This is a genomic window from Halomonas sp. PAMB 3264, from assembly GCF_031954245.1.
Classification (GTDB): domain Bacteria; phylum Pseudomonadota; class Gammaproteobacteria; order Pseudomonadales; family Halomonadaceae; genus Vreelandella.
Map to the genome: position 1 here is coordinate 542,255 of NZ_CP134866.1, position 26,271 is coordinate 568,525.

The window sequence follows — 26,271 nt, forward strand, 5'->3', positions numbered from 1 at the left end:
CATTCAAGGGTGTCTGATGGCCAACCAGGACGCGTCTTCTGCGGAAAACGAAAATCATCTGATCATGGAGCGCCGCGGCAAGCTCGCCGCGCGCCGCGAAAGCGCCGCCACCACCGGCAAGAGCGCCTTTCCCAACGACTTTCGCCGGGATAGCCTGACCGTCGAGCTGCAAACGCAGTTCGGTGACAAGGACAAGGCGGAGCTCGAGGCGCTGGATCATCAGGCGGCGGTGGCCGGGCGCATCATGCGAAAGCGTGGCCCCTTCATCGTCATTCAGGACGTGGCCGGTCAGATCCAGCTCTACGTGGATAAAAAGGGCCTGCCCGCCGAGCTTCTGGAAGACATCAAGAGCTGGGACATCGGCGATATCGTCGCCGCGCGCGGCCCGGTGCATAAATCCGGCAAGGGCGATCTCTACGTGATGATGGTCGATGCCCAGCTTCTGACCAAGAGCCTGCGCCCGCTTCCTGACAAGTTTCACGGCCTGACCGACCAGGAAGCGCGCTATCGCCAGCGCTACGTCGACCTGATCATGAACCCGGAGTCGCGCAAAGCGTTCGAGACCCGCGCTGCGGTAATCAGCGCGATGCGCCGCTTTTTCGAGGACAAGGGCTTCATGGAGGTGGAAACCCCCATGCTGCAGCCGATCCCCGGCGGGGCCACGGCGCGCCCGTTCATCACCCACCACAACGCGCTGGGCATGGACATGTACCTGCGTATCGCCCCGGAGCTTTATTTGAAGCGGCTGGTGGTGGGCGGCTTCGAGAAGGTCTTCGAGATCAACCGCAATTTCCGCAACGAAGGTCTCTCGACCCGGCACAACCCCGAGTTCACCATGGTCGAGTTCTACTGGGCCTACGCCGATTACAACGACCTGATGGACATGACCGAGGCGATGCTGCGCGCCACCGCCCAGCAGGTGCTCGGTACCACCACGCTTAACTATCAGGGCAACGAATACGATTTCGGCGCGCCGTTTCGCCGCCTGACGCTCAAGGATTCGATTCTCGAGTACGGTGACGGCATCGATGCCGCTGAGCTCGAGTCGCTTGAAGGCGCCGTGAAAGTCGCCGAGCGCGTGGGCGTGAAGGTGAAGCCGAGCTGGGGGCTGGGCAAGGTCCAGACCGAGATCTTCGAGGAGGTTGCCGAACATCGCCTCGATCAGCCCACCTTCATTACCCAGTACCCGGCGGAGGTGAGCCCGCTGGCAAGGCGCAGCGACGCCGATCCTTTCGTCACCGACCGGTTTGAGTTTTTCGTGGGCGGGCGCGAGATCGCCAACGGCTTCTCCGAGCTCAACGATGCCGAGGACCAGGCCGAGCGCTTTCGCGAGCAGGCCGCCGAGAAGGACGCGGGCGATCTGGAGGCGATGTACTATGACGCCGACTACGTGCGGGCGCTGGAGTACGGCATGCCGCCCACGGCGGGCGAGGGCATCGGGATCGACCGGCTGGTGATGCTGTTCACCGACAGCCCCTCGATTCGCGACGTACTGCTGTTCCCGGCGATGCGTCCGGAAGTCGAGTAAAAGTTGGTAAGGGCGCGTTTTAGCGCCCATAATGGTCAACGTTTCGACGGCGAGGAGAATCCCATGAAACTGCTTAACCGCTCCGCTCTGAGCGTCAGGCCGACCCAATCCTTTCTGGATTGGATCAACGCGCTGGAACCCACCATGGGAGACGACGACCTGACACTGGACGACGTCGAACGTGAAAGTACCATTTACCTGATCCCCGAGATGGACACCCCCGAGGCGCTCGAGACCTTCGTGCACGAGCGCTGCGTGGAAATTCTCGAAACCGAACTGCGCGCCTGGGAAGAGGACGAGCGTCAGTGGCCCGAGACGCTGGACTGGTCACTGTTCCAGTCGTTTTTGCGCGTCGAGCACAGCTACCTGGCGATCGATCTCGACGATGAAACGGCGCTTGAAATTTCCGATGTCGACGACGCGCTGCTGCTCGACAACGACCCGGCCTGACGCTTTCGCAGAACGTACGTTTTTCGAAACCGGCTTCGGCCGGTTTTGCCGTCAAGGCCCTGCAAAAAAGCCCGGCAAAAAAGCGCTGTAAAAAAAGCGCTGTAAAAAAGCCCTGCAATAACGTCCTGCTCGAAGTCCTGCCCAGGGAGCGCTTTACTCAAACGCAGGCCTGCCTTAAGGAAGCCTTGCTCCATGCGACTGTTCGAAACCCGCCCAGGCGACGACGGCCTGCCCGGCCGTGAACGGGCGCTGGCGCTTCTGGCGCTGATGACCGGTACCACCATGGCGGTAATGGATACCACCATGGTCAATTTGGCGCTGCCCACCATCGCAGAGGATCTGGGCGCCTCCGCCTCGCGCTCGGTGTGGATCACCAATATCTTTCAGGTCGTGTGCGCGGCGTTCTTGCTGGTGTTTGCGGGGCTTAGTGAGCTGATCACCCGGCGCCGGCTCTATCTGCTGGGTCTGGCCATCTTCGTTGGCGCCTCCATCGGGGCGGCCCTCTCCCGACATCTTGAGACGCTCTTGGTGTTTCGGGCACTCCAGGGCCTGGGCGCGGCGGCCACGCTCTCCATCGGCCCGTCGCTTTATCGGATGATCTTTCCGACCCGGCTTTTGGGCAGTGCCCTGGGTCTGAGCGCGCTGATCGTCGCCGCCGGCTACTCCGCCGGGCCCACGGTGAGCGGGGCGATTCTCTCTTTTGCCGATTGGCCCTGGCTTTTTGCGCTGAACGTGCCGCTCGGGCTCTGCTCGCTCTATTTTGCCGCCACGGCCTTGCCTCGCGAGACGCCGCGCTCGGGCGCCTTCGATATCGCCGGAGCGCTTTGCTCGATCGTGATGCTGGCGAGCTTCTTTCTCTCGATGGACGCGCTGGGTCATGCCGAGCCGTTGGCGGCGCTCGCCTGGGCCGGGCTCTGCCTGATCGCCGCGACGCTGTTCATTCGCCGCCAGCGCCGGGCGCGCTATCCGCTTTTACCGCTGACGCTCTTTAGCGAGATGCGCTTCACCCTGGCAGTCTGTACCTCGGGGCTTGCGTTCATCGGCCACGGGCTGACGTTCGTCGCGCTGTCGCTTTTTTACCAGAACCAGATGGGGTTCTCGCCGCTCGAAACCGCCTGGCTCTTCACCCCGTGGCCGCTTGCCATCATGGTGGTAGGGCCGCTGGCCGGGCGCCTTGCCGACAAGGTCAACCCGAGCATCCTGTCGAGCGTGGGCCTTGGCTTTCTGGTGGTCGGGCTGATGGCGCTGGCGTTAGTGGATGAGACCACCGGGGCGGCGGGCAGTCTCTGGCGTACGGCGCTGTGCGGGATCGGCTTCGGGCTTTTCCAGCCGCCCAACAACCGCGAAATGATGGCGAGCCTGCCGCCGGAGCGCAGCGCCAACGTCTCCGGCATGATGAGCACGGTACGCACCGTCGGCCAGTCTTTCGGCGTGGCGGTGGTGGGCGCGGCGCTGGCGCTGGGGTTTTCGGTGCAGGTCACGCTCTGGTTCGGCGCTTTCACGACGCTTTTGGCGCTGGCAGCGAGCCTTTCGCGGGTGTCGCTTGCCGGGCGCGCACTCGTTGAACGGCGGGCATCGTCGAGGCCTCGGTAAGGGCGTACAATGAAGCCGTCCACACACCGAGGAGGCCTGTCATGACGTTGCAGACACAGATCGAGCAGAAATTAACGGCGCTTTCGCCGGACGTGCTGCGCGTAGAGAACGAAAGTCACCTGCACAACGTGCCGGCCAATTCCGAAACCCACTTCAAGGTGACGCTGGTCTCTGACAGCTTCGAGGCGATGATGCCGGTCAAGCGCCATCAGCAGATCTATGCGCTGCTCGCCGACGAGCTCGGCGGCCCGGTCCACGCGCTGGCGATGCACCTTTATACACCTGAGGAGTGGGCTGCGCGCGGCGGCGAGCGGCCCAATTCTCCGAACTGTCGTGGCGGCGAGAAGTGACCCCGGAAGCCAGCCGACGCCACTACCTGGACGCCATGGGCATCACCGCCTGGGCGTGCCGCTATCAGCTGCCCAACGCCCTGGCGACCGAGGCCTGCGAGTGGGAAACGCCAGAGAAAACCGAGCCGCGCCAGGCGCTGCACGCGCTGCTCGACGAGCCGCAGAAAGCCCCCGCTAGGGCCCCGGAGAGCGCCCCGAGCGCGCCACCCCAGGAAGCGCCTTCGAGCGCGCCGCCCAAATCCGCGCGAGCGCTGCTGGGCGATATCGCCCCACCCGCTCGGCCGGCGCTGGAACCCGCCGCCGCGCCCGCCACTCCACAGAGCGAGCCTGCGGCGCGCGCCGAGCCGGTCGTGTTCACCCTGACCTGCGCCTGCATCGACGGGCGCTGGCTCAGCGTACATGCCGGAGAGTTGGGCCCCACCGAGCGGCGCCTGCTTGCCAACATGCTTATCGCCGCCGGCGCCCCGGCCGGCACCACGCCCACGTTCACCGTTTTCAAATGGCCGCCGATGGCCGGCGCTTTCGCCTCGGACGACCCGCTTGCCGAGGCCCGGGAAGGCGTGGCGGCGTTCATCGCCGGCGCCGCGCAGCGCCAGGGGTGGCACCTCGAGCGGCTGCTTTATTGGGCGAACGCGCCGACGCAGGACGAAGGCGAGGATACGCTCGCTCGGGTACTGGCGTTTGAAGGCGATTACAGCCGCACCCTCGAACTTCCCGTGTGGCGCGCTCCGGCGCTGGGCTCGTTGTTTGACGCGCCCGCCAAGCGCGCGCTCTGGCCAAAGCTTTTGAAACTGACTCAAAGCGGTCCGACGTGATACGACCGCTTTCGACGGGTGACCTTGCGGCGCTGGTCGCGCTGGAGGCGGATGCGCAAAGCGGCGCGAGCGCGGCATCGCTTGCGCGCGCATTAGAAGATGAGGCGATGATCGTGCTGGGAGCGTGGCAAGAAAAAGCGCTGGTCGGCTACGCGCTGCTTGCAAGGCTGCCGTTCGAGGCGGAGCTGCAGGCGATCGGCGTGGCAAACGGGCAGCGCGGTCAGGGCATCGGCGGCGCGCTTTTGGAGACTGTGCTGGCGCATGCCCGCACGTGGCAAAGCGAGCGCACGCTGCTCGAGGTGCGCGCATCCAATCACTCAGCCATCAGACTTTATAAGGCGGCGGGGTTTTGCGTGGACGGTCGGCGGCGCAACTACTATTCGCCCGGCGCCCCGGCGGCCGGCGCTCCGGCGGCCAGCGATTCGGCGACCGGGCGAGAGGACGCGCTGCTAATGTCGCGCGCGCCCTGACGGTTGGCTCAGGCGCTTTCGGTGGCGCTTTCCTCGAACTTCGACAGCACCCCCTGCAGGCGGCGCTCCCACTCTTCGCGCTCCTGCTTGTACTCGGCGTTTTCGCGGCGAAGCTCTTCGTTTTCGAGCTTCATCAGCTCCAGCGCTTCGACGGTATCGGTGACTTTCTGTTCCAGCTGATTGAATAGTTCAAGGCTCATGCCGACCTCCAAAAACGGGGCAGAAAGGCCTGCCCCCGGTAAATGACGCGTTGAGCGTAACGCCACGCCGACTATTGGGCAAGCGCGCCGCGCCGGTAAAGCCTCGCGCTGGTTTCTCCGGCGCTGGTTTCGCGGTGAAGCTCCCAGGTGGCAGGCACCTCGACGGCCAAATCCCGCTCGGTTTCGAGATAAATGAACGCCTTTGGCGAAAGCCAGCCGTTCTCCAGGGCCTGGCAGCACGGCCCGGCCAGGCCCTTGTGAAAGGGCGGGTCGAGAAACACCAGCTCATACGTGCTCGGTGCGCTCGCCAGGAACGCGCCGGCCTCCATGGTCACGACCCGGGCGTTGGCCGCACCGAGCGTGGCCAGGTTCTGCTCGATCAGCCCGGCCACGCGCGGGGTCAGCTCGACGAAGGTCGCCTCACGAGCCCCCCGGGAGAGTGCCTCGATACCCAGCGCTCCGGAGCCTGCGAACAAATCCAGGGCGCGCTTGCCGGCAAGCGCCGGGCCCAGCCAGTTGAACAGCGTTTCGCGCACCCGGTCCGGCGTTGGGCGAAGCCCTGGGTGATCCAGTACGGGAAGCTGGCGGCGGCGGTAATCACCGCCGATAATACGTAGCTTGCCGGACGCTTTGGACGTCTCGCGCGACGCGGTGGTTTTGCGTGTAGAGCGTTGTCGTTTCATGGCGCCGATTGTAGCGGGGTCCGTGTCCAAAGTCCTGGCCGGCGGTGTTAGGATGGGCACAATGTTCACCTTTTTTAGTTGGATACCTCCATGTTCGGTTTCTTAAAACGCAAGAAAAAGCAGGATTCGCAGCCCCAGGACGAGCGCAAACGCGACGAGGTGGGCCTGGGCGACGCGAAGGACGAGAGCGCCGAGCGCGAGCCCGCACTAAGCCCGGTCGTGACAGAGGCGCCGGTTGAGGAGCAAGCCGAGCCGGCGCCGCGCCCCAGCGAGCCGGACGGCGAGCCGGGCCCGGAGAAGCCCGAGATAGAGCCCGAGGTCGAACCCGAACCCGAGCAGCCCGAAATCGAGCCTGCGCCGGAACCCCCCGAGGTGGAGCCGGAACCCGAAAAGCCCGAGGTCGAGCCCGATAAAACCCCGGAAGTCGAGCCGGAACCGGCACAACCCGAGGTTGAGCCCGAGATCGAACCGGCGCCTCAAACGCCGGAAATCGAGCCCGAACGTCCGCCCGAGGTAGCGCCCGAACCCAGCGCACCGGAAGTCGAGCCTGCGCCCAGCGCGCCTGAAATCGAGCCGGGGCCGAGCGCGCCCAGGCCCTCGCCCCAGGACAAGCCGGTCGCGGCCAGGGAGGAGAAAAAAGAGGAGAAGAAGGGGTTCTTCGCTCGGATCAAATCCGGGCTCGGCAAGACCCGGGCGAATCTGACCGACGGGCTGGCGGATCTCTTTCTGGGCAAAAAGCAGATCGACGACGAGCTTTTGGAGGACCTCGAGACCCAGCTTCTGATGGCGGACGTGGGGATCGAGGCGACTACCGCGATCATCGAGCGCCTTCAGGCGCGGGTATCGCGCAAGGAGCTCAATGATCCCGCCGCGCTTTACAAGGGGCTGCAGGAAGAGCTCGGGCGGATGCTCGAGCCGGTGGCCAAGCCGCTCGATTTCGACAAGCAAGGCGACGGCCCTTTCGTTATTCTGGTGGTCGGGGTAAACGGCGTGGGCAAGACCACCACCATCGGCAAGCTCACCCAGCGCTTTCAGCGCGAGGGTAAAAGCGTGATGCTCGCCGCCGGCGATACCTTTCGCGCCGCGGCCGTTGAGCAGCTCAAGGTGTGGGGCGAGCGCAACGACGTGCCGGTGATCGCCCAGCACACCGGCGCCGACAGCGCCTCGGTGATTTATGACGCGGTGTCGGCAGCCAAGGCCCGCGGGGTCGACGTGCTGATCGCCGATACCGCCGGGCGGCTTCACAACAAGAGCCACCTGATGGAGGAGCTCAAGAAGGTTCACCGCGTAATGCAAAAGATCGACGCCAGCGCCCCGCACGAGGTGATGCTGGTGCTCGACGCCGGGACCGGTCAGAACGCCATCTCCCAGGCCAGCACCTTCAATGAAGCCGTTCCGATCAGCGGCATCACGCTGACCAAACTCGACGGCACCGCCAAGGGCGGTGTGATCTTTGCCCTCGCCAAACAGCTCGAAACGCCGATCCGCTTCATCGGCGTCGGCGAAAGCCTCGACGACCTGCGCCCGTTCAGCGCCAACGATTTCGTCAACGCGCTGTTCGATCAGCCCGAGGGCGCAACGCGCGGATGATTGCGTTCGAGCACGTCGGTAAGCGCTACGGCGGCCGTTTCGAGGCGCTGGCGCATCTCAATTTTCACGTCGCCCCTGGCGAAATGGTGTTTCTGACCGGCCACTCCGGGGCGGGCAAGAGTTCGCTTTTACGCCTGATCATGCGTCTGGAGAAACCCAGCCGCGGGCGCGTAGTGGTCGCCGGTCACGACATCGCCAAACTCCACGCAAGCCAGGTACCGTTTTATCGGCGCCAGATCGGCGTGGTGTTTCAGGACCACCAATTGCTGTTCGACCGCAGCGTGTTCAAAAACGTCGCGCTTCCGCTGGAAATTCAGGGCCTCGAGCCGCGCGAGTCCGCACGCCGGGTACGCGCCGCGCTCGACAAGGTGGGTCTTTTGCACCGCGAGAAGGCGCTGCCGGTGGAGCTCTCCGGCGGCGAGCAGCAGCGCGTGGGCATCGCCCGCGCCGTGGTCAACAAGCCCGCGCTGCTGCTCGCCGACGAGCCCACGGGGAATCTCGATCCGCATCTGTCCGCCGACATCATGGGCCTGTTCGAGGACTTCAACCGCATCGGTACCACCGTCATGATCGCAAGCCACGACCTGGCACTGATCGCCCGTTTGCGCCACCGCATTCTGCGCCTGCGCGATGGGCGCCTGATCGGCGACGAGGGGGCGGTATGAAGCGCCCCACACCGCCGCCCTCGGAGCCCCGCGGCGCGGCCACCCGGCGCAGCGGCGCGGTGAGCCGCCGTGGCGCACCGGCGGGCAAGGCCGGCAAGGCCGGCAAGGCGCCGGTACCGCCTGCGCCCAAAAAGCCGCGCCCGACGGGCCCGGGGTTCGGCAGCCGGGCGCGCGCCTGGGGGCGCCACCATCGCGCCATGCTCGGCGATAGCCTCTACCGGCTGGTGCGCCATCCGCTGGGTAACCTGCTCACCATGCTCGCCATCGCGATCGCCCTGGTATTGCCCGCCGCGCTTTGGCTGACCCTGGACAGCGCCCGACTGCTGGACGCCGAGCTCGACGAGAGCGCCACGCTCACCGTGTATCTACAAACCGACGTAGGGCCGGCCGAGGCCGAACGCATCGAACAGGCGGTGGGCGCCGAGGCCGGCGTTTCGCAAACCCGGCTGATCAGCGCCGAGGAGGGCATGGCGACGTTCCAGCGCTCGCTGGGCATCGATGACACCCTGATGGGCCTTACGGAGAACCCGCTGCCGGCGAGCATCGTGATCAACCCGCAAAGCGTCGAGTCCGCGTCCATGGAGGCGCTTGCCGGGCAGCTCGAGCAACTTGCCGGGGTGGACGAAGTGCGCGTGGATTTGGCGTGGGTGGAGCGGCTTCGTCATCTGGCGGACCTGGGCCGGCGCGTGGCGCTGGCGCTCGGCGTGCTGTTCGGCTTCGGCGTGCTGCTGGTGGTGGGCAACACCATACGGCTATCGGTGGAGAGCCGGCGCCGGGAGATCGAGGTGGTCATGCTGATCGGCGCGACCCACGCTTTCGTGCGTCGCCCGTTTCTGTACAGCGGCGCCTGGTACGGCGTTGGTGGGGGCGTGATCGCGCTCCTTTTGCTGGCGCTGGGCAACCACTGGCTCTCGCTTCCGGTGGCGGCGCTGGCGGCGAGCTACGGGGCGAGCTTCAGCCTGCCCCAGCTCGACGTGACAGGCTCTACAATTTTGCTATTCTGCAGTACACTATTGGGCTGGCTGGGCGCATGGCTTGCCGTGTCGCGCCATCTATCCAGCATTCGCCCGCGCTGAGTCGGTTTTGAGCGGGCGCGTTGCCCGACCGGTTATTGGTCGGGATACCTTGAACCTTATACTTTAGTTACTGTCTTAGTGATTACTCCGACACGCTATGTCGATCGTGAACCGCACACATTGGCTCATGTTGATGACGATAGCAGGTCGACCAGGATAGGTGACAAGGAGACCATCTGCATGAGCACTAGTCTTCTACCGGTGGGTCAGCTGTCTCCAGGCAACGACCTGGGCGGTTACATTCAAGCGGTCAACGGCATTTCCGTTCTGACCGTCGAGGAGGAGCAGGCGTTGGCGCGCCGGCTCTATGACGAGGGCGATCTCGAGGCGGCGCGGCGGCTAGTCATGTCGCACCTGCGCTTTGTGGTGCATATTGCGCGCAGCTACTCGGGCTATGGCTTGCCTCAGGCCGACCTGATTCAGGAAGGCAACGTGGGCCTGATGAAGGCGGTCAAGCGCTTCGACCCCAATCAGGGCGTGCGGCTGGTCTCTTTTGCCGTGCACTGGATCAAGGCCGAAATTCATGAATTCGTGCTGCGTAACTGGCGCATCGTCAAGATTGCGACCACCAAGGCGCAGCGTAAGCTGTTCTTCAACCTGCGCAGCGCGAAAAAACGCTTGGCCTGGTTGAACAACGATGAAGTCGCCGCCATCGCCAAGGATCTCGACGTCAAACCCGAGATCGTGCGCGACATGGAAGGGCGGCTGTCGGCGTTCGATGCGGGCTTCGATGCCTCGCCGAGCGATGATGAGGACAGCCCCTACCAGGCGCCGGCGCAGTTTCTGGACGATGCCACCCTCGACCCGGCGACTCAGCTCGAGGACAGCGACTTCGAAGAGGACTCCACGCGCCGCCTTCAATTGGCGCTGGGCGAGCTCGACGACCGCTCGCGGGATATTCTGCAGCGTCGCTGGTTGACCGACGACAAGTCGACGCTTCACGATTTGGCCGACGTGTACGGCGTGAGCGCCGAGCGGATTCGCCAGCTCGAGAAGAACGCCATGAAGAAGCTTCGCGCGAAAATGGGCGACACGCTCGCCGCTTGATGAGAATCGACCCAAAACGAAAAGCCCCGGCAGTCGCCGGGGCTTTTTCATGTCCGCACGTTCTGGATGGGGCGGTCAGGCGGACAAGGCGCTCTCTTTCAATAACCCGGAGGCGATCAGTGCCCACTGGTCGTCCCAGTACTCGGTCGGGGCGCGCTTGAAGTCGCTGCGCACGTACTGCGAAATGCGCCCTTCGGCCTGGGCGATCAATAAATTCGCCGCCGCCGAGGCGGTGATGGTCGTGCGTCGCCCTTCGCGAATTTCCGCCTCGCGCAGAATCTGCTTGAGCTGAGTCTCCAAACGCTCGAAGAGCTGGTGCACCCGCTGTCGGAGCCTGGCCGTCTCGCCGGTGAGCACGTCGCCACCGAGCACCCGGGCAAGCCCGGGGTTCTTCTCGGCAAAGCCCAAAAGCAGCGACAGGATCGTCGCGCAGCGGCGCTCGGCGTCGGGGATGTCCTCGAGAATGCGCGTGATGCGCGCGAAGACGCTCTCCTCGATGTAGTCGATCAGACCTTCGAACATGCGCGCCTTGCTCGGAAAGTGGCGATACAGCGCCGCCTCGGAGACGCCGACCTGGCGGGCCAGCGCGGCGGTGGTGATGCGCTTGCCGCTGTCCTCTTCGAGCATGATGGCCAGCGCCTGCAGGATTTGTTCGCGCCGGCGCGGTTTATTGTCATCGCTCATGTGCCATCCCCTTGCTTTAGCCAGCGTCGCTGATCAAGGTGCCGACGCCCGCCTTGGTGAAGATTTCGAGCAAAATGGCGTGGGGCACGCGGCCATCGACGATCTGGGCGCTGACCACGCCCCCTTTCACGGCGTCCAGCGCGCAGCGAATCTTGGGCAGCATGCCGCCGTAGATGGTGCCGTCCTCGATCAGCTCGTCGACCTGAGCGGTGGTCAGCCCGGTGAGCACCTGGCCTTCGCTGTTCATCAGCCCCGCCACGTTGGTCAAAAGCATCAGTTTCTCGGCGCCGAGCGCCTCGGCGAGTTTGCCGGCGACCAGGTCGGCGTTGATGTTGTAGCTGTGGCCTTTGTCATCCACGCCGATCGGCGCGATCACCGGGATGAAATCGCGGGCGGCGAGCATTTCGATCAGATCGGTGGAGATCGACTCCACCTCGCCGACGTGGCCGATATCGATGATCTCTGGAGCGGTCATCTCTGGCGTCTTGTGCTCGACCTTGAGCTGGCGGGCGCGAATCTGGGCGCCGTCCTTGCCGGTCAGACCGATCGCCTTGCCGCCGCTTTGGTTGATCAGGTTGACGATGCTCTTGTTGACCAGCCCCCCGAGCACCATCTCGACCACATCCATGGTCTGGGCGTCGGTGACGCGCATGCCGTTGACGAAGCGCGACTCGATGTTGAGCTTCTCCAAAAGGCTTCCGATCTGCGGGCCGCCGCCGTGGACCACCACCGGGTTGATGCCGACTTCCTTCATCAGCACGATGTCGCGGGCGAAGGAGTTGATCAGGGTGTCTTCGGTCATGGCGTTGCCGCCGTACTTGACGACGACGGTCTTGCCGGAGAACTGCTGGATATAGGGAAGTGCTTCTGACAGCACCTCCACGACGACCCGCGGGTCGCGACTGTTTGGATTCATTGGATTATCCCTTGGCTTGTCTTTTTTTACGGCGCGTTGGGCGCGCTCTATGATGTCGGCTCGGCAATCACGGCGATGTCCAGATCAGGCGCGGTGCGGGCCAGCGCCCGGGCAAAGCGCGCCCTGATCCTGGCAAGTGCGGCGTCGCTTTCCCCTTCGAAGCGAAGCACCAGCGCCGGCGTGGTGTTCGATGCCCGGCAAAGCCCGAAGCCATCGCTATAGTCCACCCGAATGCCGTCGATCGTGGTCTTGATACCTTCGCCGAAGTCGCCATCTCTGGCAAGCGCTTCCACCAGGCCGAACTTTTCTTCATCGGCGACCGCGACGTTGATTTCCGGGGTGCTGATTTCCTGGGGAAAGCGCGCGAACAGCGCCTCTGCACTCTCGCTTTGCCCGCTCAAGATTTCCAAAAGCCGGGCGGCGGCGTAGAGGCCGTCGTCGAAGCCGTACCAGCGCTCCTTGAAGAAGATATGCCCGCTCATTTCGCCGCCCAGCAGCGCGCCGGTTTCGATCATGCGCGATTTGATCAGCGAGTGGCCGGTGCGCCACATTTCCGGCTCGCCGCCGGCATCAATGATGGTGTGGGCGAGGCGGCGGCTGCACTTGACGTCGAAAATCACGCCGGCCCCCGGGTGGCGGTCGAGCAGGTCGGTGGCGAACAGCGCCAGCAGATGGTCCGGGTTAATGATGCGCCCGCTTTGAGTGACCACGCCCAGCCGGTCGCCGTCGCCATCGAAAGCCAGCCCGATATCCGCTCCCTGTCGTTTGACCTCGTCGATCAGCGCCGTAAGGTTTTCCGGCTTGCCCGGGTCCGGGTGGTGGTGGGGAAAGCGCCCGTCGATTTCATCGAAAAGCGGCGTGACATGAACGCCCAGGCGCCGGATCAGCTCGGGCCCGAGTTCGCCGGCCACGCCGTTGCCGCAGTCCACCACGGCGTGCAGCGACCGGGCCACGGTGACGTCACTGGTTGCGCGTGCAAGATACGCCTCGCGCACGTCGACCTCGCGGTACGTGCCGCGGCCCTCGGCCAGCTCGCCGCTTTTGATGCGCTCGTAAAGCGCGGTGATGCTCTCATTGGAGAGCGTTTCGCCGCCGAGCACGATCTTGAAGCCGTTGTACTCAGGCGGGTTGTGGCTGCCCGTGATCATCACCCCGGAGCGGCTGGACTCAAGCGTATGGGTGGCAAAATAGAGTGTTGGTGTGGGCACCCGGCCGATGTCGATGACGTCGACGCCGGCGCGCAGTAGCCCTGCCACCAGCGCCTGGTGGAGTCTGGGCCCGGAGAGGCGCCCGTCGCGGGCAACGATCACCGCGCGCTCGCCCCTGGCCGCGGCCTCGGAGCCTGCCGCTTGGCCGATCAGCGCGGTCGTGGCCTCGGTCAGGGTGTCGTCCACGACGCCGCGGATATCGTAGGCGCGAAAGATGGAGGCGGGTACCGTCATGAGCGTGTCCTGAAGTCAGCCAAAAGGAAGAAGCTAGCCGCGCCCGGTGCTGCCGAAGCCGCCGGCGCCGCGCGCGCTGTCGTCGAAGCGCTCGACGATCTCGAGCGACGCCTGCACCACCGGTACCAGCACGTACTGAGCGAGCCGCTCGAAGGGGGCGATGGTGAAGCTCGTCTGGCCGCGGTTCCACACCGATATCTTGAGCTCGCCCTGGTAGTCCGAATCGATCAGCCCCACCAGGTTGCCGAGCACGATGCCGTGCTTGTGGCCAAGCCCCGAGCGCGGCAGGATCATGCCGGCAAGGCTTGGGTCACCGATATGGATGGCAAGGCCGGTACCCACGAGTTCGCACTCGCCGGGGGCAAGCGTAAGGGGCGCATCCAACAGGGCGCGCAGGTCCATGCCTGCCGCGCCCTCGGAGCCGTAGCTCGGTAGATAATCCAGCATACGCTCGTCGAGCACCTTGCACTTCAAGGGGGTGTGGCTCATTACATCGTTTCCGCGGTTGAGTCGATCAGTGAAAGCGCCTTGCCGACGATCAGGCGGGCAAGGGCGGTCTTGGGTTGGGGCGCAGCACTTTGCTGGTCAACATCTGCGCCGGCGCGCCAGATTAGCAGCGCGGCGTTGTCATCGCTGCCAAAGCCGAGGCCCGCGTGGGAGACGTCGTTGGCCACTACCATGTCGAGGCGCTTGCGTGACAGCTTCTCGCCGGCGTAGTGCGCCACGTCTTGCGTTTCGGCGGCAAAGCCCACCACGAAGGGGCGCGTCGGCGCGTCGAGCGCGGCGACGTCCGCGATGATGTCCGGGTTCTTGACCAATGTCAGGGTCAGCGTGTCGACACCTTGAGTCTTTTTGATCTTGTGCTCGGCGGGGTGCTCGGCGCGGTAGTCCGCCACCGCCGCGCAGCCGATGAAAAGCGCGGCACTCGGCGCCAGACGTAGCGCCTCATCGTGCATTTGCCGGGCGCTTTCGACGTCGATGCGCTCAACGCCGGCCGGGGTGGCCAGCGTGACCGGGCCGCTGATCAGCGTTACCCGACAGCCCGCCTCGACGGCGGCGGCGGCAAGCGCGTAGCCCATCTTGCCGGAGCTTTGGTTGGTGAGGTAGCGCACCGGGTCGAGCGCCTCCCGGGTGGGGCCGGCGGTAATCACCACGTGGGGGCGCTGTGCATCCGGCGTATGCGCCGCCGGCGTTAGGTGCCGCGCCAGGGCGTCGACGATCTCTTCGGGCTCGCTCATGCGCCCGGGGCCGACGTCGCCACAGGCCTGCTCGCCGGCGGCGGGGCCGATCACCTGCCAGCCGTCGTGATCGAGCTGAGCCGCGTTTCGTTGGCTCGCCGGATGGCGCCACATCGCCTGGTTCATCGCCGGGGCGATCAGCCGTGGCGCCTCGCAGGCAAGACTCAGCGTGGTGAGTAGGTCATCGGCCAGGCCGTGCACCAGGCGCGCGATCAGATCCGCCGTGGCCGGCGCGATCAACAGCGCATCCGCCCAACGGGCGAGCTCGATATGGCCCATGCCGGCTTCCGCCTGCGGGTCCAGAAGGGAGGTGCGCACGGCCTCGCCGGAGAGCGCTTGCAGGGTCAGCGGGGTGATGAACGCCTGGGCGCCGTCGGTGAGCACCACGCGCACCTCGCCGCCGGCCTGCTTGATCAGCCGGATGATCTGGGCGCTTTTATAAGCGGCAATGCCGGCGCTGACGCCTAGAAGGATGCGTTTGCCCGCCAGCGCCGCGTGCGGGAAGGCCTGGGTCGACGCCATACACGCCTCCTGAATGAAACGCTTTAAAAGCCGGGCTACTGCCCGCCGTGAAGGGGCTCACCATACCATTTGGGCGCCGGTTTTGGCAGGTTCGCTCGCGGGCTTCTAGGCTAGGTATAGTGAGCGCTGACCGCGCACATCGACACAATAACGATACGCAAGGGGTAGGCGATGGGCATCAATCACTGGCCGGAGGGCGAGCGCCCCCGGGAGAAGCTTTTAACGCTGGGCGCTCAGGCGCTGTCGGACGCCGAGCTTCTGGCGATCTTTCTGCGCGTTGGCGTCAAGGGGCGCTCGGCGGTGGATCTCGCCCGCGACCTGCTCACCCGCTTTGGCGGGCTCAGGCCGTTTCTGGAGTCCGATGAGCGCGCCTTTTGCCAGGCCCATGGGCTGGGCTCGGCGAAGTTCGCCCAGCTACAGGCAACGCTTGAGCTCTCGCGGCGCCACCTGGCCACCCAGCTCGCCCGGGGTAACGCGCTGACCTCGCCGTCACTCGTGCGCCACTATCTGCGCTCGCAGTTGAGGCATCTGGGCCATGAGGAGTTCGCGGTGCTTTTTTTGGATACTCAGCACCGAATCATTCGCTATGAGGCGCTGTTTCGCGGTACCCTAGACAGCGCATCTGTCTACCCTCGCGATGTCGCCAAGCGCGCCCTGGAACTCAATGCGGGCGCGGTGATTCTGGCTCACAACCACCCCTCCGGTGTAGCCGAACCCAGCGATGCCGATCGACGCATCACCGAGCGTCTGACCCAGGCACTGGGGCTTTTCGACGTGCGGGTACTGGATCATTTCGTGGTGGGGGATGCGGATGTCATCTCTTTTGCCGAGCGCGGCTGGCTTTGAAAAAGTCGGCGTTTTACCGTTCAAAAGGGCCTTTTTGACCCTTCAGGCACGCTTTTGCTTGCCGCTGATCGGATGCTCTGGTATAAAGTGCCACCTTTAAACTTGGGTTGAATAACGGATTCGGGTACAGCCAGGCCATCGCGGCATCGACTGACTCCCTCCCTTCCGGTTTGCCCGACAGTTTTGAACACTCAGGCTTATACCCTGGCCAAGCGGTTGGAGGCTCTCATGTCCAAAGTATGTCAGGTTACCGGCAAGCGTCCGGTAACTGGTAATAACGTTTCACACTCCCAGCGTAAGACACGTCGTCGTTTCTTGCCGAACCTGCACACGCACCGTTTCTGGGTCGAATCCGAGAACCGTTTCGTGAAGCTGCGCGTCTCCTCCAAGGGCATGCGCATCATCGACAAGAAAGGTATCGAGACCGTGTTGGCCGACATCCGCAAGCGCGGCGACGCCATCTAAGCTCGTTTTCAGCTATTATTAGCGACGCATTTTGGGAGATTGAACCATGCGCGATAAGATTCGTCTGGTGTCCAGCGCCGGTACCGGCCACTTCTACACCACCGACAAGAACAAGCGGAACACCCCCGACAAGTTCGAGTTCAAGAAGTATGATCCGGTGGTTCGCAAGCACGTCATCTATAAGGAAGCCAAGATCAAGTAATTTCGATTACGCTGATCGGCTTTCACCGCAGGCCTGGCCTGCCGAAAACCCGGCCCTAAAAGCCGGGTTTTTGCATGCATGGCCCCTGCGCCGCCGGATAGTCATCTGCGCTCGCTACGCTACCCTTGCCTGACGTCAACTCTCACAGGACCCCGTCATGCCCGAGCTGCCCGAGGTCGAAACCACCCGTCTGGGAATCGCGCCTTACGTCGAGGGGCGTGAAATCGTTGAGGTGCGCGTGCGCAACCGCCGCCTGCGCGTGCCGGTACCCGAGGACTTCGAGCAGCGCTTGATCGGCGCCCGGGTGGGATGCGTCACGCGCCGGGCCAAGTATCTGCGCCTGCCGCTGGCCTCGAGTGAGGGCGAGGGTACGCTGCTATGGCACCTGGGAATGTCCGGCAGCCTGCGCATCGCCCGTGTCGGGGATCTGCCCAAAAAGCACGACCATGTGGATCTTGTGACCGGTGAGGGCTTCGTGCTTCGCTATCATGACCCGCGCCGTTTCGGCTTCGTCGACTGGCAGCAGGGCGATGGCACCGAGGATACGCGTTTGGCCCACCTGGGCCCGGAGCCCTTGAGCGAGGCCTTCGACGGCGCCTGGCTCTACCGTCTCTCGCGGGGCAAGCGCATGGCGGTCAAGCCGTTTTTGATGGACAACCGCGTGGTGGTCGGAGCGGGTAACATCTACGCCGCGGAGGCGCTGTTCCTCGCCGGCATCGACCCTCGCCGCGCTGCCGGTCGCATTTCGAAAGCGCGCTTCGATCGATTGGCGCTGGCGGTCAAGGACGTGCTGGCCGCCGCCATTACGCAAGGCGGCACCACGCTTCGCGATTTCGTCAGCGGTCAGGGCGAGCCTGGCTACTTCGCTCAAAAGCTCAACGTCTACGGGCGTCAGGGCGAGCCTTGCCGGCGCTGCGGGCAGCCCTTGAAGCGTATCGTTTTGGGCCAGCGGGCGAGTGTTTTCTGCCCGGGATGTCAGCGCTAAACTCATTTTCACGCTTTGCCGATGTTTTTGGAGAAACCAGTGACCCAACGCCTGCGCTTGAATAAAAATGCCGACCGCCGCCTCAAGGCGGGGCATCTATGGATCTACTCCAACGAGGTGGATACCAAAGAGACGCCGCTCAAGGAGTTTGGCGCCGGCGAGGCCGCGCTGATCGAGGCCTCCAACGGCAAGGCCATTGGCGTGGCCTACGTGAACCCGCACTCGCTGATCTGCGCGCGCATCATGTCTCGTGACCCGGAGATGCGCCTGGACCGGTCGCTGTTCGTGCACCGCTTCAACCAGGCGCTGGCGCTGCGCGAGCGCATGTTCGCTCAGCCGTTCTACCGCCTGATTCACGGCGAGGGCGACCTGCTGCCGGGGCTGATCATCGACCGCTTCGGTGACGTGCTGGTGGTACAGCTCAACACCGCCGGCATGCAGGCGCTGGCGGACGAGATCGTCGATGCGCTGGAAAAAGTCGTCAAACCCGAAGTGATCGTGTTTCGTAACGACACCGGCGGCCGCCGTCAGGAGGGGCTCGAGGCCCAGGTCGAGGTGGTCAAGGGCGTGCTGCCCGACGAGGTCGTGATCGAGGAGAACGGCGCGCGCTTCGTGGTGCCGGTGCTTAACGGTCAGAAGACCGGCTGGTTCTTCGATCACCGCGTCAACCGCGCTTGGCTCAACGGCCAGGTGGCGGGCAAGCGCGTGCTGGACGTGTTCAGCTACGTCGGCGGCTGGGGCGTTCAGGCGGCGGCCAGCGGCGCCAGTGAAGTGCTCTGCGTGGACAGCTCCGGGGCGGCGCTCGAGCAGGTTGCGCGTAACGCCGAGCTCAATGGCGTGCATGAGCAGGTGGCGGTGGGCGAAGGTGACGCCTTCGAGGCGCTGGCCGCGCTCAAGGCGGATGGCGAGCAGTTCGACGTGGTGATTCTCGACCCGCCGGCGTTTATCAAAAAGCGCAAGGACATCCCCAACGGCGAGCGCGCCTACGCGCGGCTCAACCGCGAGGCGATGCGCCTTCTGGGCCGCGATGGCCTGCTTCTTTCGGCATCCTGCTCGATGCACCTGGCCCACGACCGGCTGGTCGACGTGGTGCGCGGCGCGGTGCGCCATCAGGACCGCCACGGCCAGGTCATTTTCCAGGGCCATCAGGGGCCGGATCACCCGGTGCACCCGGCGATTCCCGAAACCGCCTACCTCAAGGCGCTGGGCGTACGGGTTTACCGCGACTGATCGACGATGGGTTAGCCAATACGCGTAAGGAGTCAGTATGGAGTGGGCACTGCCAGCGCCGTACGTCATGGCCATCACCGTCGAGGCGAGCGCCATCGACGCGTTTGGTCACGTCAACAACGGCGAGTACCTGCGCTGGGTCGAGCGGATCAGCTGGGCCCACTCCGAGGCGCTGGGCCTCGATCTTGCCCGCTACCGCGCGCTCGACCGGGCAATGGTGGTGCACCGCCACGAGCTCGACTACCTCGCGCCCGCCTTCGAGGGCGAGGCGCTCGTACTGGCGACCTGGATCGTCGAGTGCGACCAGCGCCTGAGCCTTACCCGGCGATTTCAGCTCAAGCGTGAGCGCGACGGTAAAATGCTGCTCAACGCCCGCACGCGTTTTGTGTGTGCCGCGCTCTCCACCGGGCGGCCTCAGCGCCTGCCCGAGGAGTACCGGCGCATCTACGGCGCGGCGGTCGTGAGCGAGCCCGCAGCGAAGGGATAAGGCGTAAAGCAGCGCGCGGCTAAAGCGGATTTTTCTGCCAGCGCGCGGTTTGCGCCACAATTTTCTTCTGAAAAACGCCTTTACCGGCGTTTTTCTCGTTTTAAGGCCGTGCGCTGGCAGCGCCTTTCGACTGTGCTGTAATGAAGTAACGTTCATTGACGCTCATTGAGAGGCCCGCCATGCAGATCGCCGTCCCAAGGGAAATCAAGAATCACGAATACCGCGTCGCGCTTACCCCCAGCGGCGCCCGAGAACTTGCCGGGCGCGGTCACACGGTGTTCGTGCAGGCCGGTGCCGGTGAAGGCGCCGGATTTCAGGACGGCGATTATGAAGCGGCGGGGGCGCATATCGAGGCGGACGTCGAGGCGCTTTGGCAAAACGCCGAGCTGATCCTGAAGGTCAAGGAGCCGCAGGCTGAAGAAGTTGCCCGGCTGACCCCGGCGCATACGCTCTTTACCTACCTGCACCTGGCGGCGGAGAAGTCGCTGACCCAGGGCTTGATCGACCGCGGCGCGACCTGTATCGCTTATGAAACCATCATCGACGGCAAGGGCGGGCTTCCGCTGCTGGCGCCGATGAGCACGGTGGCCGGGCGCATGGCGGTGCAGGCCGGCGCCCATAGCCTGGAGAAAGCCCAGGGCGGGGCTGGGGTGCTGCTGCCCGGCGTGCCCGGGGTGGCACCGGGCAAGGTCACGGTGATCGGTGGCGGCGTGGTGGGTGAAAACGCCGCGCGGATGGCGCTGGGCCTCGGCGCCGACGTGACGATTCTGGATCGCTCCCTTGCCCGTCTGGGCGAGCTCGATGATCGGTATCAGGGCCGCATCAAAACCGTCTACTCCACGGCGGATGCGCTGGAAGAGGCGGCCAAGCGCTCGGACATGATCATCGGCGCGGTGTTGATTCCAGGCGCGGCGGCGCCGAAGCTGATCACCCGCGCCATGCTCGCCGACATGAAGCCGGGAAGCGTGCTGGTGGACGTTGCCATCGACCAGGGCGGCTGCTTCGAGACCAGCAAACCCACCACTCACGCCGAGCCGACCTATCTCGGCGACGGTATCGTCCACTACTGTGTCGCGAACATGCCCGGCGCCGTGGCGCGTACCTCCACCCAGGCGTTGACCAACGCCACGCTGCCTTTCGTACTGGCATTGGCCGACAAGGGCTGGCAGCAGGCGCTCAAGGACGATGCCCACTTCGCGCCGGGGCTCAACGTCCACGCCGGAAAGGTCACCTATCGAGCGGTGGCCGAGGCGTTTGGGCTCGAGTACGTGAGCAGTGAGTCGCTGATCGACCCCTGAGCGGGCGCCGCTTTCAAACCGAAAGGGGCTCAATAGTGCGGGGGCAGATCGTCTTCCAGACGGTAGGCCCCGCCGTCGGTATGATCGCTCGACACCTGGTGCTGCTCGCGCAGTCGGTCGCGCATAAGGGTGTTCATTCGTTCGAGTTTTTCCAGCTGCTGCGCCTGGCTTGCGATCGTCTGGTCGAGGGTGTCCAGCCAGTGCTCCTGATAGGCGAGCTTGCTCTCCAACGCTTCGAGCCGGCGGCCGAGCTCGGCGGGCGATAATTCGTTTGTCATGATAAGATCGAAACCTTGTAGTGTATGCTCGGTAGGGTTAGCCCGCCTTTTGCGCGACATAAGTGATATTGCTCGAATATTTATCGCCAAAGTGGGGGGTTGCTATAATCTCGCCGCGTATTTTCCTTTGTTTGTTACTCATACAACAAGAGAGCTTTTTATATCCATGAACCCAAAAGTTGTTGTTCGCTGTTTATTGATCAGTGTGTTACTCGCCGCGCCCACGCCGCTGCTGCTGGCCGGTCTTGTGCATCTCACCGACGCCCCGCTCGCCGAGCAGTGGCTTTCCGAGCTTGCCATCATCGGTACGACCGGTGTTTACGTGGCCGTGGCCCTGGGGAGTTTTATCGTACTGCTGGTCGGCACGCTGGCCGCGGCGGCGTTCGCGCCTCCGGTGGTCGTTAGTGGCGAAACGGTTCGCGCCAAACCCGCCCCGCGTCCCGCGGAGCCGGTCGAGGAGGAGCCGGCGGAAGTGATCGACCCCAACGACGGGCGCGAAGAGGGAGAAGTGAAGTGGTTCAATACCAACAAGGGCTACGGTTTCATTACCCGCGATAACGGCGAGGACGTGTTCGTTCACTTTCGCGCCATACGCGGGCGCGGGCCGCGCATGCTCGCCGAAGGGCAGATCGTGCGCTACCACGTGATTCAAAACGATCGCGGCCTTCAGGCCGACGACGTGAGCATCATCGAGTCCTGATCGCTTCCCGCTTCAAACCACTGGCCCCGCAATCGCGGGGCCAGTGGCGTTTTGGGGCAGGCAAAAACGAGAAGCGCAGGCTAGCGCCCGGAATCCGGCCAGGCAATACGCTGGGCCTCGCCCGTTGGCCGCACCTGCCAGAACGCGTCCGGGTCATCCCCCGGGCTCCAGCCGCCGAGCGAGCAGCGCACCTCGACGCCCAGCGCCGGCGCCGCCGCCGTGGCGCAGGCCTGATCAGTAGGCCAGGGCGTGTGGGCGCTGTCGAACCAGAGACTCGCGAAGCCGTCGGCGGCGTTCTCCACCAGCAGCACCGGCACCGCGACGCCGTCCTTCAGCCCCTGGCTTTTCCACTTGTTCTTGCCCGCCGGGCGTAGCGCCGGCGCCGCGATGGTGTCGAAAAGCCAGGCGTTGAGCGCCTCGAACTCGACCTTGGCCAGGTACACCTCGATATCCGGAAAGCGCTCGCTCATCGTGTTGGCTCCCGGCCGTTTTCCTCAGTGAATAGCGCCTGCAGGGTAGCCTCGTAGATCCGGCTCAGCTCATCGAGATCGGCGGCGCGCACGCGCTCGTTGACCTTATGGATGGTGTCGTTGAGCGGGCCGAGTTCGACCACCTGGGCGCCCAGGGTCGCGATGAAGCGACCATCCGAGGTGCCGCCGCTGGTCGAAAGCGCCGGGCGCTGTTTGGTGATCGCCTCCACCCCGGTCATCACCGCGTCCACCAGCGCGCCTTCGGCGGTGAGAAACGGCTCGCCGTTGAGCGTCCAGTCGATGTGAAACTCGAGCCCAAAGCGCTCGAGAATCGCTTCGGTGCGCGCCTTCAGCGCCTCATGGGTGACTTCCGTGGAGTAGCGGAAGTTGAACACCACCTCGATCTCGCCGGGGACCACGTTGGTGGCGCCAGTGCCGGCGCGAAAGTTGGAGATCTGAAAGCTGGTCGCCGGGAAGAAGTCGTTGCCCGCGTCCCAGTGCTCGCGGGTCAGCGCCTCGAGCGCCGGCAGCGCCTGATGGATGGGATTGCGCGCCAGGTGCGGGTAGGCCACGTGGCCCTGTATGCCCTTGACGTGAAGCACGCCACCCAGTGAGCCGCGTCGGCCGTTCTTGATCACGTCGCCAAGCGTGGCCGTGGAGGAGGGCTCGCCGACGATGCAGTAGTCCAGGCGCTCGTTGCGTTCACGCAGATGTTCGACCACCGCGCGGGTGCCGTCGATGGCCGGGCCTTCCTCGTCGGCGGTGATCAGAAACGCGATACGCCCATCGTGATCCGGCGTGTGGCCGACAAAGCGCTCGACGGCGGTGATCATCGCCGCCAGGCTTCCCTTCATGTCCGACGCGCCCCGGCCGCACAGCATGCCATCGTCGTCGATGCAGGGCGAAAAGGGCGGAAACTCCCAGCTGGTGTGCGGGCCGCTGGGAACGACATCCGTGTGGCCGGCAAAGGCCAGCACCGGGCCGTGATGGCCGCGTACCGCCCAGAAGTTTTCCACATCGCCAAAGGGCAGGCGCTCGACATGAAAACCGAGCGCCTCGAGGCGCTCGATCATGATCGTCTGGCAGCCTTCGTCGTCCGGCGTGACCGAGGCGCGGCCTATCAGGTCGAAGGCGAGCGCGAGCGTGGGCGAGAGCCCCTCGGGCTCAGTTATGGGCATGCAGCGCCTCGTTCAGCGCCACGGCGCTCTTGTTGGTCAAGCATTCCACACGGCCGTTTTGCGAGTTGCGGCGCAAGAGCAGGTCGTTCTGGCCGGCCAGTTCGCGACCAGAGACGGTCTTGACCTCGTTTTTCTGATCATCGAGCAGCGTGACCTTGGTGCCGGCAGTGATATAGAGCCCGGCTTCGACGGTGCAGCGGTCGCCCAGCGGAATGCCGATACCCGCGTTGGCGCCGATCAGGCAGCCTTCGCCCACCTTGATGACGATGTTGCCGCCGCCAGACAGCGTGCCCATGGTGGAGCAGCCGCCGCCGAGATCCGAGCCTTTGCCGACGAACACGCCCGCCGAGATGCGGCCTTCGATCATGCCCGGGCCTTCGGTACCGGCGTTGAAGTTCACAAACCCTTCGTGCATCACCGTGGTGCCTTCACCCAGATACGCCCCAAGACGGACGCGGGCGGTATCACCGATACGAATGCCCGCGGGCACCACGTAATCGGTCATTTTGGGGAACTTGTCGACACAGTCCACGGAGAGCGGTTGGCCGGCCAGCCGCGCTTTGAGGCGACGCTCGGGCAGCTCTTCGATGTCGATGGCGCCTTCGCTGGTCCAGGCGATGTTGCGTAGAAGGCCGAACATGCCGGTCAGGTCGAGGCCGTGGGGTTTGACCAGCCGGTGCGAGAGCAGGTGCAGCTTGAGATACACCTCCGGGGCACTTTGCGGGGCGTCGTCGGTATCGATGAACATGGCCACCAGCGGGCGCTGACTGTCGGCAAGCGAAGCGGCAACGCTTGCCTGCTCCGCGTGGCCGGCATCCTGAAGCGCCTGGCTCAGGCGCTCGCAGTCCTCGGGCAGAAAGCTCACGGCTTGGGTGCCGGCGGGGGCGTTTAGCGCCTTTTGCGCGGCGCTGACCAGGCTCTCGGCGGGTTTGAAAAGCGGGGCCGGGTAGTAGATTTCCAGCCAGTCGCCTTGCGTGTTTTGCGTGCCGATTCCAAGCGCGAAGCTCAGCATAAAGCGTCTTCCTTTCCGGTTAAGTCGTCGTGAGTAAAAAGCGTTGCCATTATCGGCCACGATCAGTGGCCGATCATTGGGTTACTGAGTGATGTTGTCGTAATCACCCTCTTGATAACCCACCACGAAGTGGTGGCTATCGAGCTCCAGAAGCGGGCGTTTCAAGAGCGTGGGATGTTTGAGCAGAAGCTCGCGGCCAGAGGTCGCATCCAACCCCTCTTTTTCCTCGTCCGGCAGCTCCCGCCAGGTCTTGCTGCGCTTGTTGATGGCGTCCAGCAGCGGCACCTGCTCGAGGATGTGCTCCAGAAGGCTTGCCGACAGGCCATCCTTGCGAAGGTCGTGGGTCTTGAAAGCCAGGCCTTTCTCGTCCAGCGCCTTGCGCGCCTTGCGGCAGGTATCGCAGTTATCGATGATGTAAAGCGTCAGCATAAAGCCTCCTGTCGTTGCTCTGATGGTCGTGCGTTCGCCGGCGTGTCACCGCGTTTCGTTCGCGTGGTCAAAACCAGCCGGGTCAAAACCAACATAGCCAAAATATCGCGATTGCAAAACGCCTAGCCGCGCTCGATCAAGCGGCGAAGACGGCGCGCGGCTTCCAGGGTCGGTTCGAGCTCGGCGACCAGCGCCAGGCGCAGCCGCCCGGTGCCCGGGTTGTGGCCATGTGCGTCCTCGCGGCCCATCAGGCTGCCCGGCAGGACGCTGACGTGCTCTTCGCTGAACAGGCGCTTCGTGAAGGCGATGTCATCGCCGCCGGGCACCGCGGGCCAGAGATAGAAGCTGGCCTCGGGCGTGGGGAAGTCCATCACCGGGGCGAGCACCTCGGTCACCGCCTGGAATTTCTCGCGGTAGGCGTCGCGGTTGGCCAGTACGTGAGCCTCATCCTGCCAGGCCGCGATCGAGGCACGCTGCACCGGCAGCGACATGGCGCAGCCGTGGTAGGTGCGATAGCGCTTGAAGGGCGTGAGAATGTCGGCGTCGCCGGCGACGAAACCGGAGCGAAGCCCGGGCAGGTTCGAGCGCTTGGAGAGCGAGTGAAACACCACGCAGCGGCGATAGTCATCGCGGCCAAGCTCGGCGCAGGCCTGCAGCAGTCCCGGTGGCGGCGCGGCTTCATCGAGATAGAGCTCGGAGTAGCACTCGTCGGAGGCGATGATGAAGTCGTGCTCGTCGGCGAGCGCGATCAGCGCCTTGAACTCGGCCATCGAGGTGACCGCGCCGGTGGGGTTGCCCGGCGAGCAGAGAAACACGATCTGCACGTCCTGCCAGGTCGCGGCGTCCACCGTGGAAAAATCCGGGCGAAAGCCGTTCTCGGCGCGGCAGTCGAGGTACAGCGGCGTGCCGCCGGCCAGCAGCGTGGCGCCTTCGTAGATCTGATAGAACGGGTTGGGCACCGCGACCTTCGCGGGCCGGTTTCGATCGAGCGCGGCCTGCACGAAGGCGAAGATCGCCTCGCGAGTGCCGTTGACCGGCATCACCTCGCGCTCCGGATCAAGCCCCGCCAGCCCGAAGCGCCGCGTGGCCCAGGCGCTGATCTGCTCGCGCAGCTCGCCAAGGCCGTTGGTCGCCGGATAGCGCGCCATCTCGTCGAGACTTTGTGCCAGCGCGGTGAGCGCCGCCGGGTAGGGTGCATGCTGGGGCTCACCGATGGTCAGAGCGATATGCTCGAGGCCCGTGGGGGCGACGAGCCCCTTTTTGAGCGTGGCCAGCTTCTCGAACGGATAGGGGTGCAGGGCGTTGAGATCAGAATTCATGGCGTGTCCGTTGATGGGCGGGCCGCAGCGGCGTGGGAGCGAGGCGCGATAAAAGAGGCCTCGATTATAAGCATGCCCACTGACCACCTCAAACCCGCGTTGC

Annotated in this window: 31 protein-coding genes; 18 read left to right on the top strand and 13 right to left on the bottom strand. The window is 64.6% G+C overall.

The features are described from left to right. Positions 1-16: 16 nt before the first annotated feature. The 6 genes from lysS (at position 17) to RN347_RS02510 (ending at position 5,206) form a co-directional block, all read left to right on the top strand. A complete protein-coding gene (gene lysS / locus RN347_RS02485; RefSeq protein WP_311959937.1) occupies positions 17-1,528 on the top strand; it encodes a lysine--tRNA ligase in 1,512 nt (503 codons plus the stop codon). 63 nt (positions 1,529-1,591) lie between these two features. After that, positions 1,592-1,978 carry a hypothetical protein gene (locus tag RN347_RS02490; RefSeq protein ID WP_311959941.1) on the top strand — a complete coding sequence of 129 codons (387 nt, stop codon included), beginning with the start codon at positions 1,592-1,594 and terminating at the stop codon, positions 1,976-1,978. Between the two features lie 192 nt (positions 1,979-2,170). Then, positions 2,171-3,571 (top strand): MFS transporter, encoded by a 1,401-nt coding sequence (locus RN347_RS02495; protein ID WP_263585209.1) that lies wholly within the window; start codon positions 2,171-2,173, stop codon positions 3,569-3,571. A gap of 41 nt (positions 3,572-3,612) precedes the next feature. Next, positions 3,613-3,921, top strand: a complete 309-nt coding sequence (locus RN347_RS02500) for a BolA family transcriptional regulator (RefSeq protein WP_263585208.1) — start codon at positions 3,613-3,615, stop codon at positions 3,919-3,921. Continuing rightward, complete coding sequence (locus RN347_RS02505) at positions 3,918-4,736, top strand: hypothetical protein (protein ID WP_311959950.1); 819 nt, start codon at positions 3,918-3,920, stop codon at positions 4,734-4,736. The genes RN347_RS02500 and RN347_RS02505 overlap by 4 nt, the downstream gene beginning before the upstream one ends. Further along, complete coding sequence (locus RN347_RS02510; RefSeq protein ID WP_311959954.1) at positions 4,733-5,206, top strand: GNAT family N-acetyltransferase; 474 nt, start codon at positions 4,733-4,735, stop codon at positions 5,204-5,206. Before RN347_RS02505 ends, RN347_RS02510 begins: the two co-directional genes overlap by 4 nt. Before the next feature lie 8 nt (positions 5,207-5,214). Here the strand turns inward: RN347_RS02510 and zapB are convergent, their stop codons facing one another. Both zapB and rsmD read right to left on the bottom strand, forming a co-directional pair. After that, positions 5,215-5,406 carry a cell division protein ZapB gene (zapB, locus tag RN347_RS02515; RefSeq protein ID WP_263585205.1) on the bottom strand — a complete coding sequence of 64 codons (192 nt, stop codon included), beginning with the start codon at positions 5,404-5,406 and terminating at the stop codon, positions 5,215-5,217. A gap of 71 nt (positions 5,407-5,477) precedes the next feature. Then, a complete protein-coding gene (rsmD, locus tag RN347_RS02520; protein WP_311959960.1) occupies positions 5,478-6,089 on the bottom strand; it encodes a 16S rRNA (guanine(966)-N(2))-methyltransferase RsmD in 612 nt (203 codons plus the stop codon). A gap of 90 nt (positions 6,090-6,179) precedes the next feature. Here rsmD and ftsY point away from each other — a divergent pair, with 90 nt between their 5' ends. The 4 genes from ftsY to rpoH all read left to right on the top strand — a co-directional run bounded on the left by ftsY (position 6,180) and on the right by rpoH (position 10,467). After that, positions 6,180-7,679, top strand: coding sequence for a signal recognition particle-docking protein FtsY (gene ftsY, locus RN347_RS02525; protein ID WP_311959962.1), 1,500 nt, complete (start codon positions 6,180-6,182; stop codon positions 7,677-7,679). Beyond that, positions 7,676-8,344: a cell division ATP-binding protein FtsE gene (gene ftsE, locus RN347_RS02530; RefSeq protein WP_263585202.1), complete on the top strand. Its 669-nt coding sequence runs from the start codon at positions 7,676-7,678 to the stop codon at positions 8,342-8,344. Before ftsY ends, ftsE begins: the two co-directional genes overlap by 4 nt. Further along, entirely contained in the window at positions 8,341-9,420 is a 1,080-nt protein-coding gene (ftsX, locus tag RN347_RS02535; RefSeq protein WP_311959966.1) for a permease-like cell division protein FtsX, read from the top strand. Before ftsE ends, ftsX begins: the two co-directional genes overlap by 4 nt. 180 nt (positions 9,421-9,600) lie before the next feature. Beyond that, complete coding sequence (rpoH, locus tag RN347_RS02540; RefSeq protein ID WP_263585200.1) at positions 9,601-10,467, top strand: RNA polymerase sigma factor RpoH; 867 nt, start codon at positions 9,601-9,603, stop codon at positions 10,465-10,467. A gap of 75 nt (positions 10,468-10,542) precedes the next feature. On the opposite strand, the gene slmA is transcribed toward rpoH, so the two are convergent. The 5 genes from slmA to coaBC are packed head-to-tail and all read right to left on the bottom strand — an operon-like array spanning position 10,543 to position 15,269. After that, positions 10,543-11,151 carry a nucleoid occlusion factor SlmA gene (gene slmA, locus RN347_RS02545; protein WP_263585199.1) on the bottom strand — a complete coding sequence of 203 codons (609 nt, stop codon included), beginning with the start codon at positions 11,149-11,151 and terminating at the stop codon, positions 10,543-10,545. A 16-nt stretch (positions 11,152-11,167) separates the two neighbouring features. Next, complete coding sequence (gene argB / locus RN347_RS02550; RefSeq protein WP_311959970.1) at positions 11,168-12,067, bottom strand: acetylglutamate kinase; 900 nt, start codon at positions 12,065-12,067, stop codon at positions 11,168-11,170. A 47-nt stretch (positions 12,068-12,114) separates the two neighbouring features. After that, entirely contained in the window at positions 12,115-13,509 is a 1,395-nt protein-coding gene (locus tag RN347_RS02555) for a phosphomannomutase/phosphoglucomutase (protein WP_311959973.1), read from the bottom strand. 33 nt (positions 13,510-13,542) lie between these two features. Then, positions 13,543-13,998 carry a dUTP diphosphatase gene (dut, locus tag RN347_RS02560; RefSeq protein ID WP_311959975.1) on the bottom strand — a complete coding sequence of 152 codons (456 nt, stop codon included), beginning with the start codon at positions 13,996-13,998 and terminating at the stop codon, positions 13,543-13,545. Continuing rightward, positions 13,998-15,269: a bifunctional phosphopantothenoylcysteine decarboxylase/phosphopantothenate--cysteine ligase CoaBC gene (gene coaBC / locus RN347_RS02565; RefSeq protein ID WP_311959977.1), complete on the bottom strand. Its 1,272-nt coding sequence runs from the start codon at positions 15,267-15,269 to the stop codon at positions 13,998-14,000. The genes dut and coaBC overlap by 1 nt, the downstream gene beginning before the upstream one ends. A 171-nt stretch (positions 15,270-15,440) precedes the next feature. Between coaBC and radC the strand changes: the two genes are divergently transcribed. From radC to ald, 7 genes are all read left to right on the top strand, one after another. Continuing rightward, positions 15,441-16,115 (top strand): RadC family protein, encoded by a 675-nt coding sequence (radC, locus tag RN347_RS02570; RefSeq protein WP_252109492.1) that lies wholly within the window; start codon positions 15,441-15,443, stop codon positions 16,113-16,115. Between the two features lie 228 nt (positions 16,116-16,343). Continuing rightward, positions 16,344-16,580, top strand: coding sequence for a 50S ribosomal protein L28 (gene rpmB, locus RN347_RS02575; protein WP_038481085.1), 237 nt, complete (start codon positions 16,344-16,346; stop codon positions 16,578-16,580). Positions 16,581-16,626: 46 nt separating this feature from the next. Then, the gene (gene rpmG, locus RN347_RS02580) at positions 16,627-16,782 is read left to right on the top strand and encodes a 50S ribosomal protein L33 (RefSeq protein WP_227391162.1); all 156 of its coding nucleotides are present in this window, start codon (positions 16,627-16,629) and stop codon (positions 16,780-16,782) included. A 157-nt stretch (positions 16,783-16,939) separates the two neighbouring features. Then, the gene (gene mutM / locus RN347_RS02585; protein ID WP_311959992.1) at positions 16,940-17,767 is read left to right on the top strand and encodes a bifunctional DNA-formamidopyrimidine glycosylase/DNA-(apurinic or apyrimidinic site) lyase; all 828 of its coding nucleotides are present in this window, start codon (positions 16,940-16,942) and stop codon (positions 17,765-17,767) included. Between the two features lie 21 nt (positions 17,768-17,788). Further along, on the top strand, positions 17,789-18,997 hold the full coding sequence (locus tag RN347_RS02590; RefSeq protein ID WP_311959994.1) for a class I SAM-dependent rRNA methyltransferase: 1,209 nt from the start codon (positions 17,789-17,791) through the stop codon (positions 18,995-18,997). Positions 18,998-19,034: 37 nt separating this feature from the next. After that, a complete protein-coding gene (locus tag RN347_RS02595; RefSeq protein ID WP_263585192.1) occupies positions 19,035-19,484 on the top strand; it encodes a thioesterase family protein in 450 nt (149 codons plus the stop codon). Between the two features lie 179 nt (positions 19,485-19,663). Beyond that, complete coding sequence (gene ald, locus RN347_RS02600) at positions 19,664-20,782, top strand: alanine dehydrogenase (RefSeq protein ID WP_311959996.1); 1,119 nt, start codon at positions 19,664-19,666, stop codon at positions 20,780-20,782. A gap of 29 nt (positions 20,783-20,811) precedes the next feature. On the opposite strand, the gene RN347_RS02605 is transcribed toward ald, so the two are convergent. Beyond that, positions 20,812-21,060, bottom strand: a complete 249-nt coding sequence (locus RN347_RS02605; RefSeq protein WP_263585190.1) for a SlyX family protein — start codon at positions 21,058-21,060, stop codon at positions 20,812-20,814. 166 nt (positions 21,061-21,226) lie between these two features. Between RN347_RS02605 and RN347_RS02610 the strand changes: the two genes are divergently transcribed. Next, positions 21,227-21,760, top strand: coding sequence for a cold shock domain-containing protein (locus RN347_RS02610; protein ID WP_311959999.1), 534 nt, complete (start codon positions 21,227-21,229; stop codon positions 21,758-21,760). 80 nt (positions 21,761-21,840) lie between these two features. On the opposite strand, the gene RN347_RS02615 is transcribed toward RN347_RS02610, so the two are convergent. From RN347_RS02615 to dapC, 5 genes are all read right to left on the bottom strand, one after another. Continuing rightward, entirely contained in the window at positions 21,841-22,230 is a 390-nt protein-coding gene (locus tag RN347_RS02615; RefSeq protein ID WP_311960001.1) for a hypothetical protein, read from the bottom strand. After that, positions 22,227-23,408 (bottom strand): succinyl-diaminopimelate desuccinylase, encoded by a 1,182-nt coding sequence (dapE, locus tag RN347_RS02620; RefSeq protein ID WP_263585188.1) that lies wholly within the window; start codon positions 23,406-23,408, stop codon positions 22,227-22,229. The genes RN347_RS02615 and dapE overlap by 4 nt, the downstream gene beginning before the upstream one ends. Then, positions 23,395-24,420 (bottom strand): 2,3,4,5-tetrahydropyridine-2,6-dicarboxylate N-succinyltransferase, encoded by a 1,026-nt coding sequence (dapD, locus tag RN347_RS02625; RefSeq protein WP_311960004.1) that lies wholly within the window; start codon positions 24,418-24,420, stop codon positions 23,395-23,397. Before dapD ends, dapE begins: the two co-directional genes overlap by 14 nt. An 81-nt stretch (positions 24,421-24,501) precedes the next feature. Then, positions 24,502-24,849: a Spx/MgsR family RNA polymerase-binding regulatory protein gene (locus RN347_RS02630; RefSeq protein WP_311960006.1), complete on the bottom strand. Its 348-nt coding sequence runs from the start codon at positions 24,847-24,849 to the stop codon at positions 24,502-24,504. A gap of 122 nt (positions 24,850-24,971) precedes the next feature. Beyond that, the gene (gene dapC / locus RN347_RS02635) at positions 24,972-26,168 is read right to left on the bottom strand and encodes a succinyldiaminopimelate transaminase (RefSeq protein ID WP_311960009.1); all 1,197 of its coding nucleotides are present in this window, start codon (positions 26,166-26,168) and stop codon (positions 24,972-24,974) included. Positions 26,169-26,271: the final 103 nt, after the last annotated feature.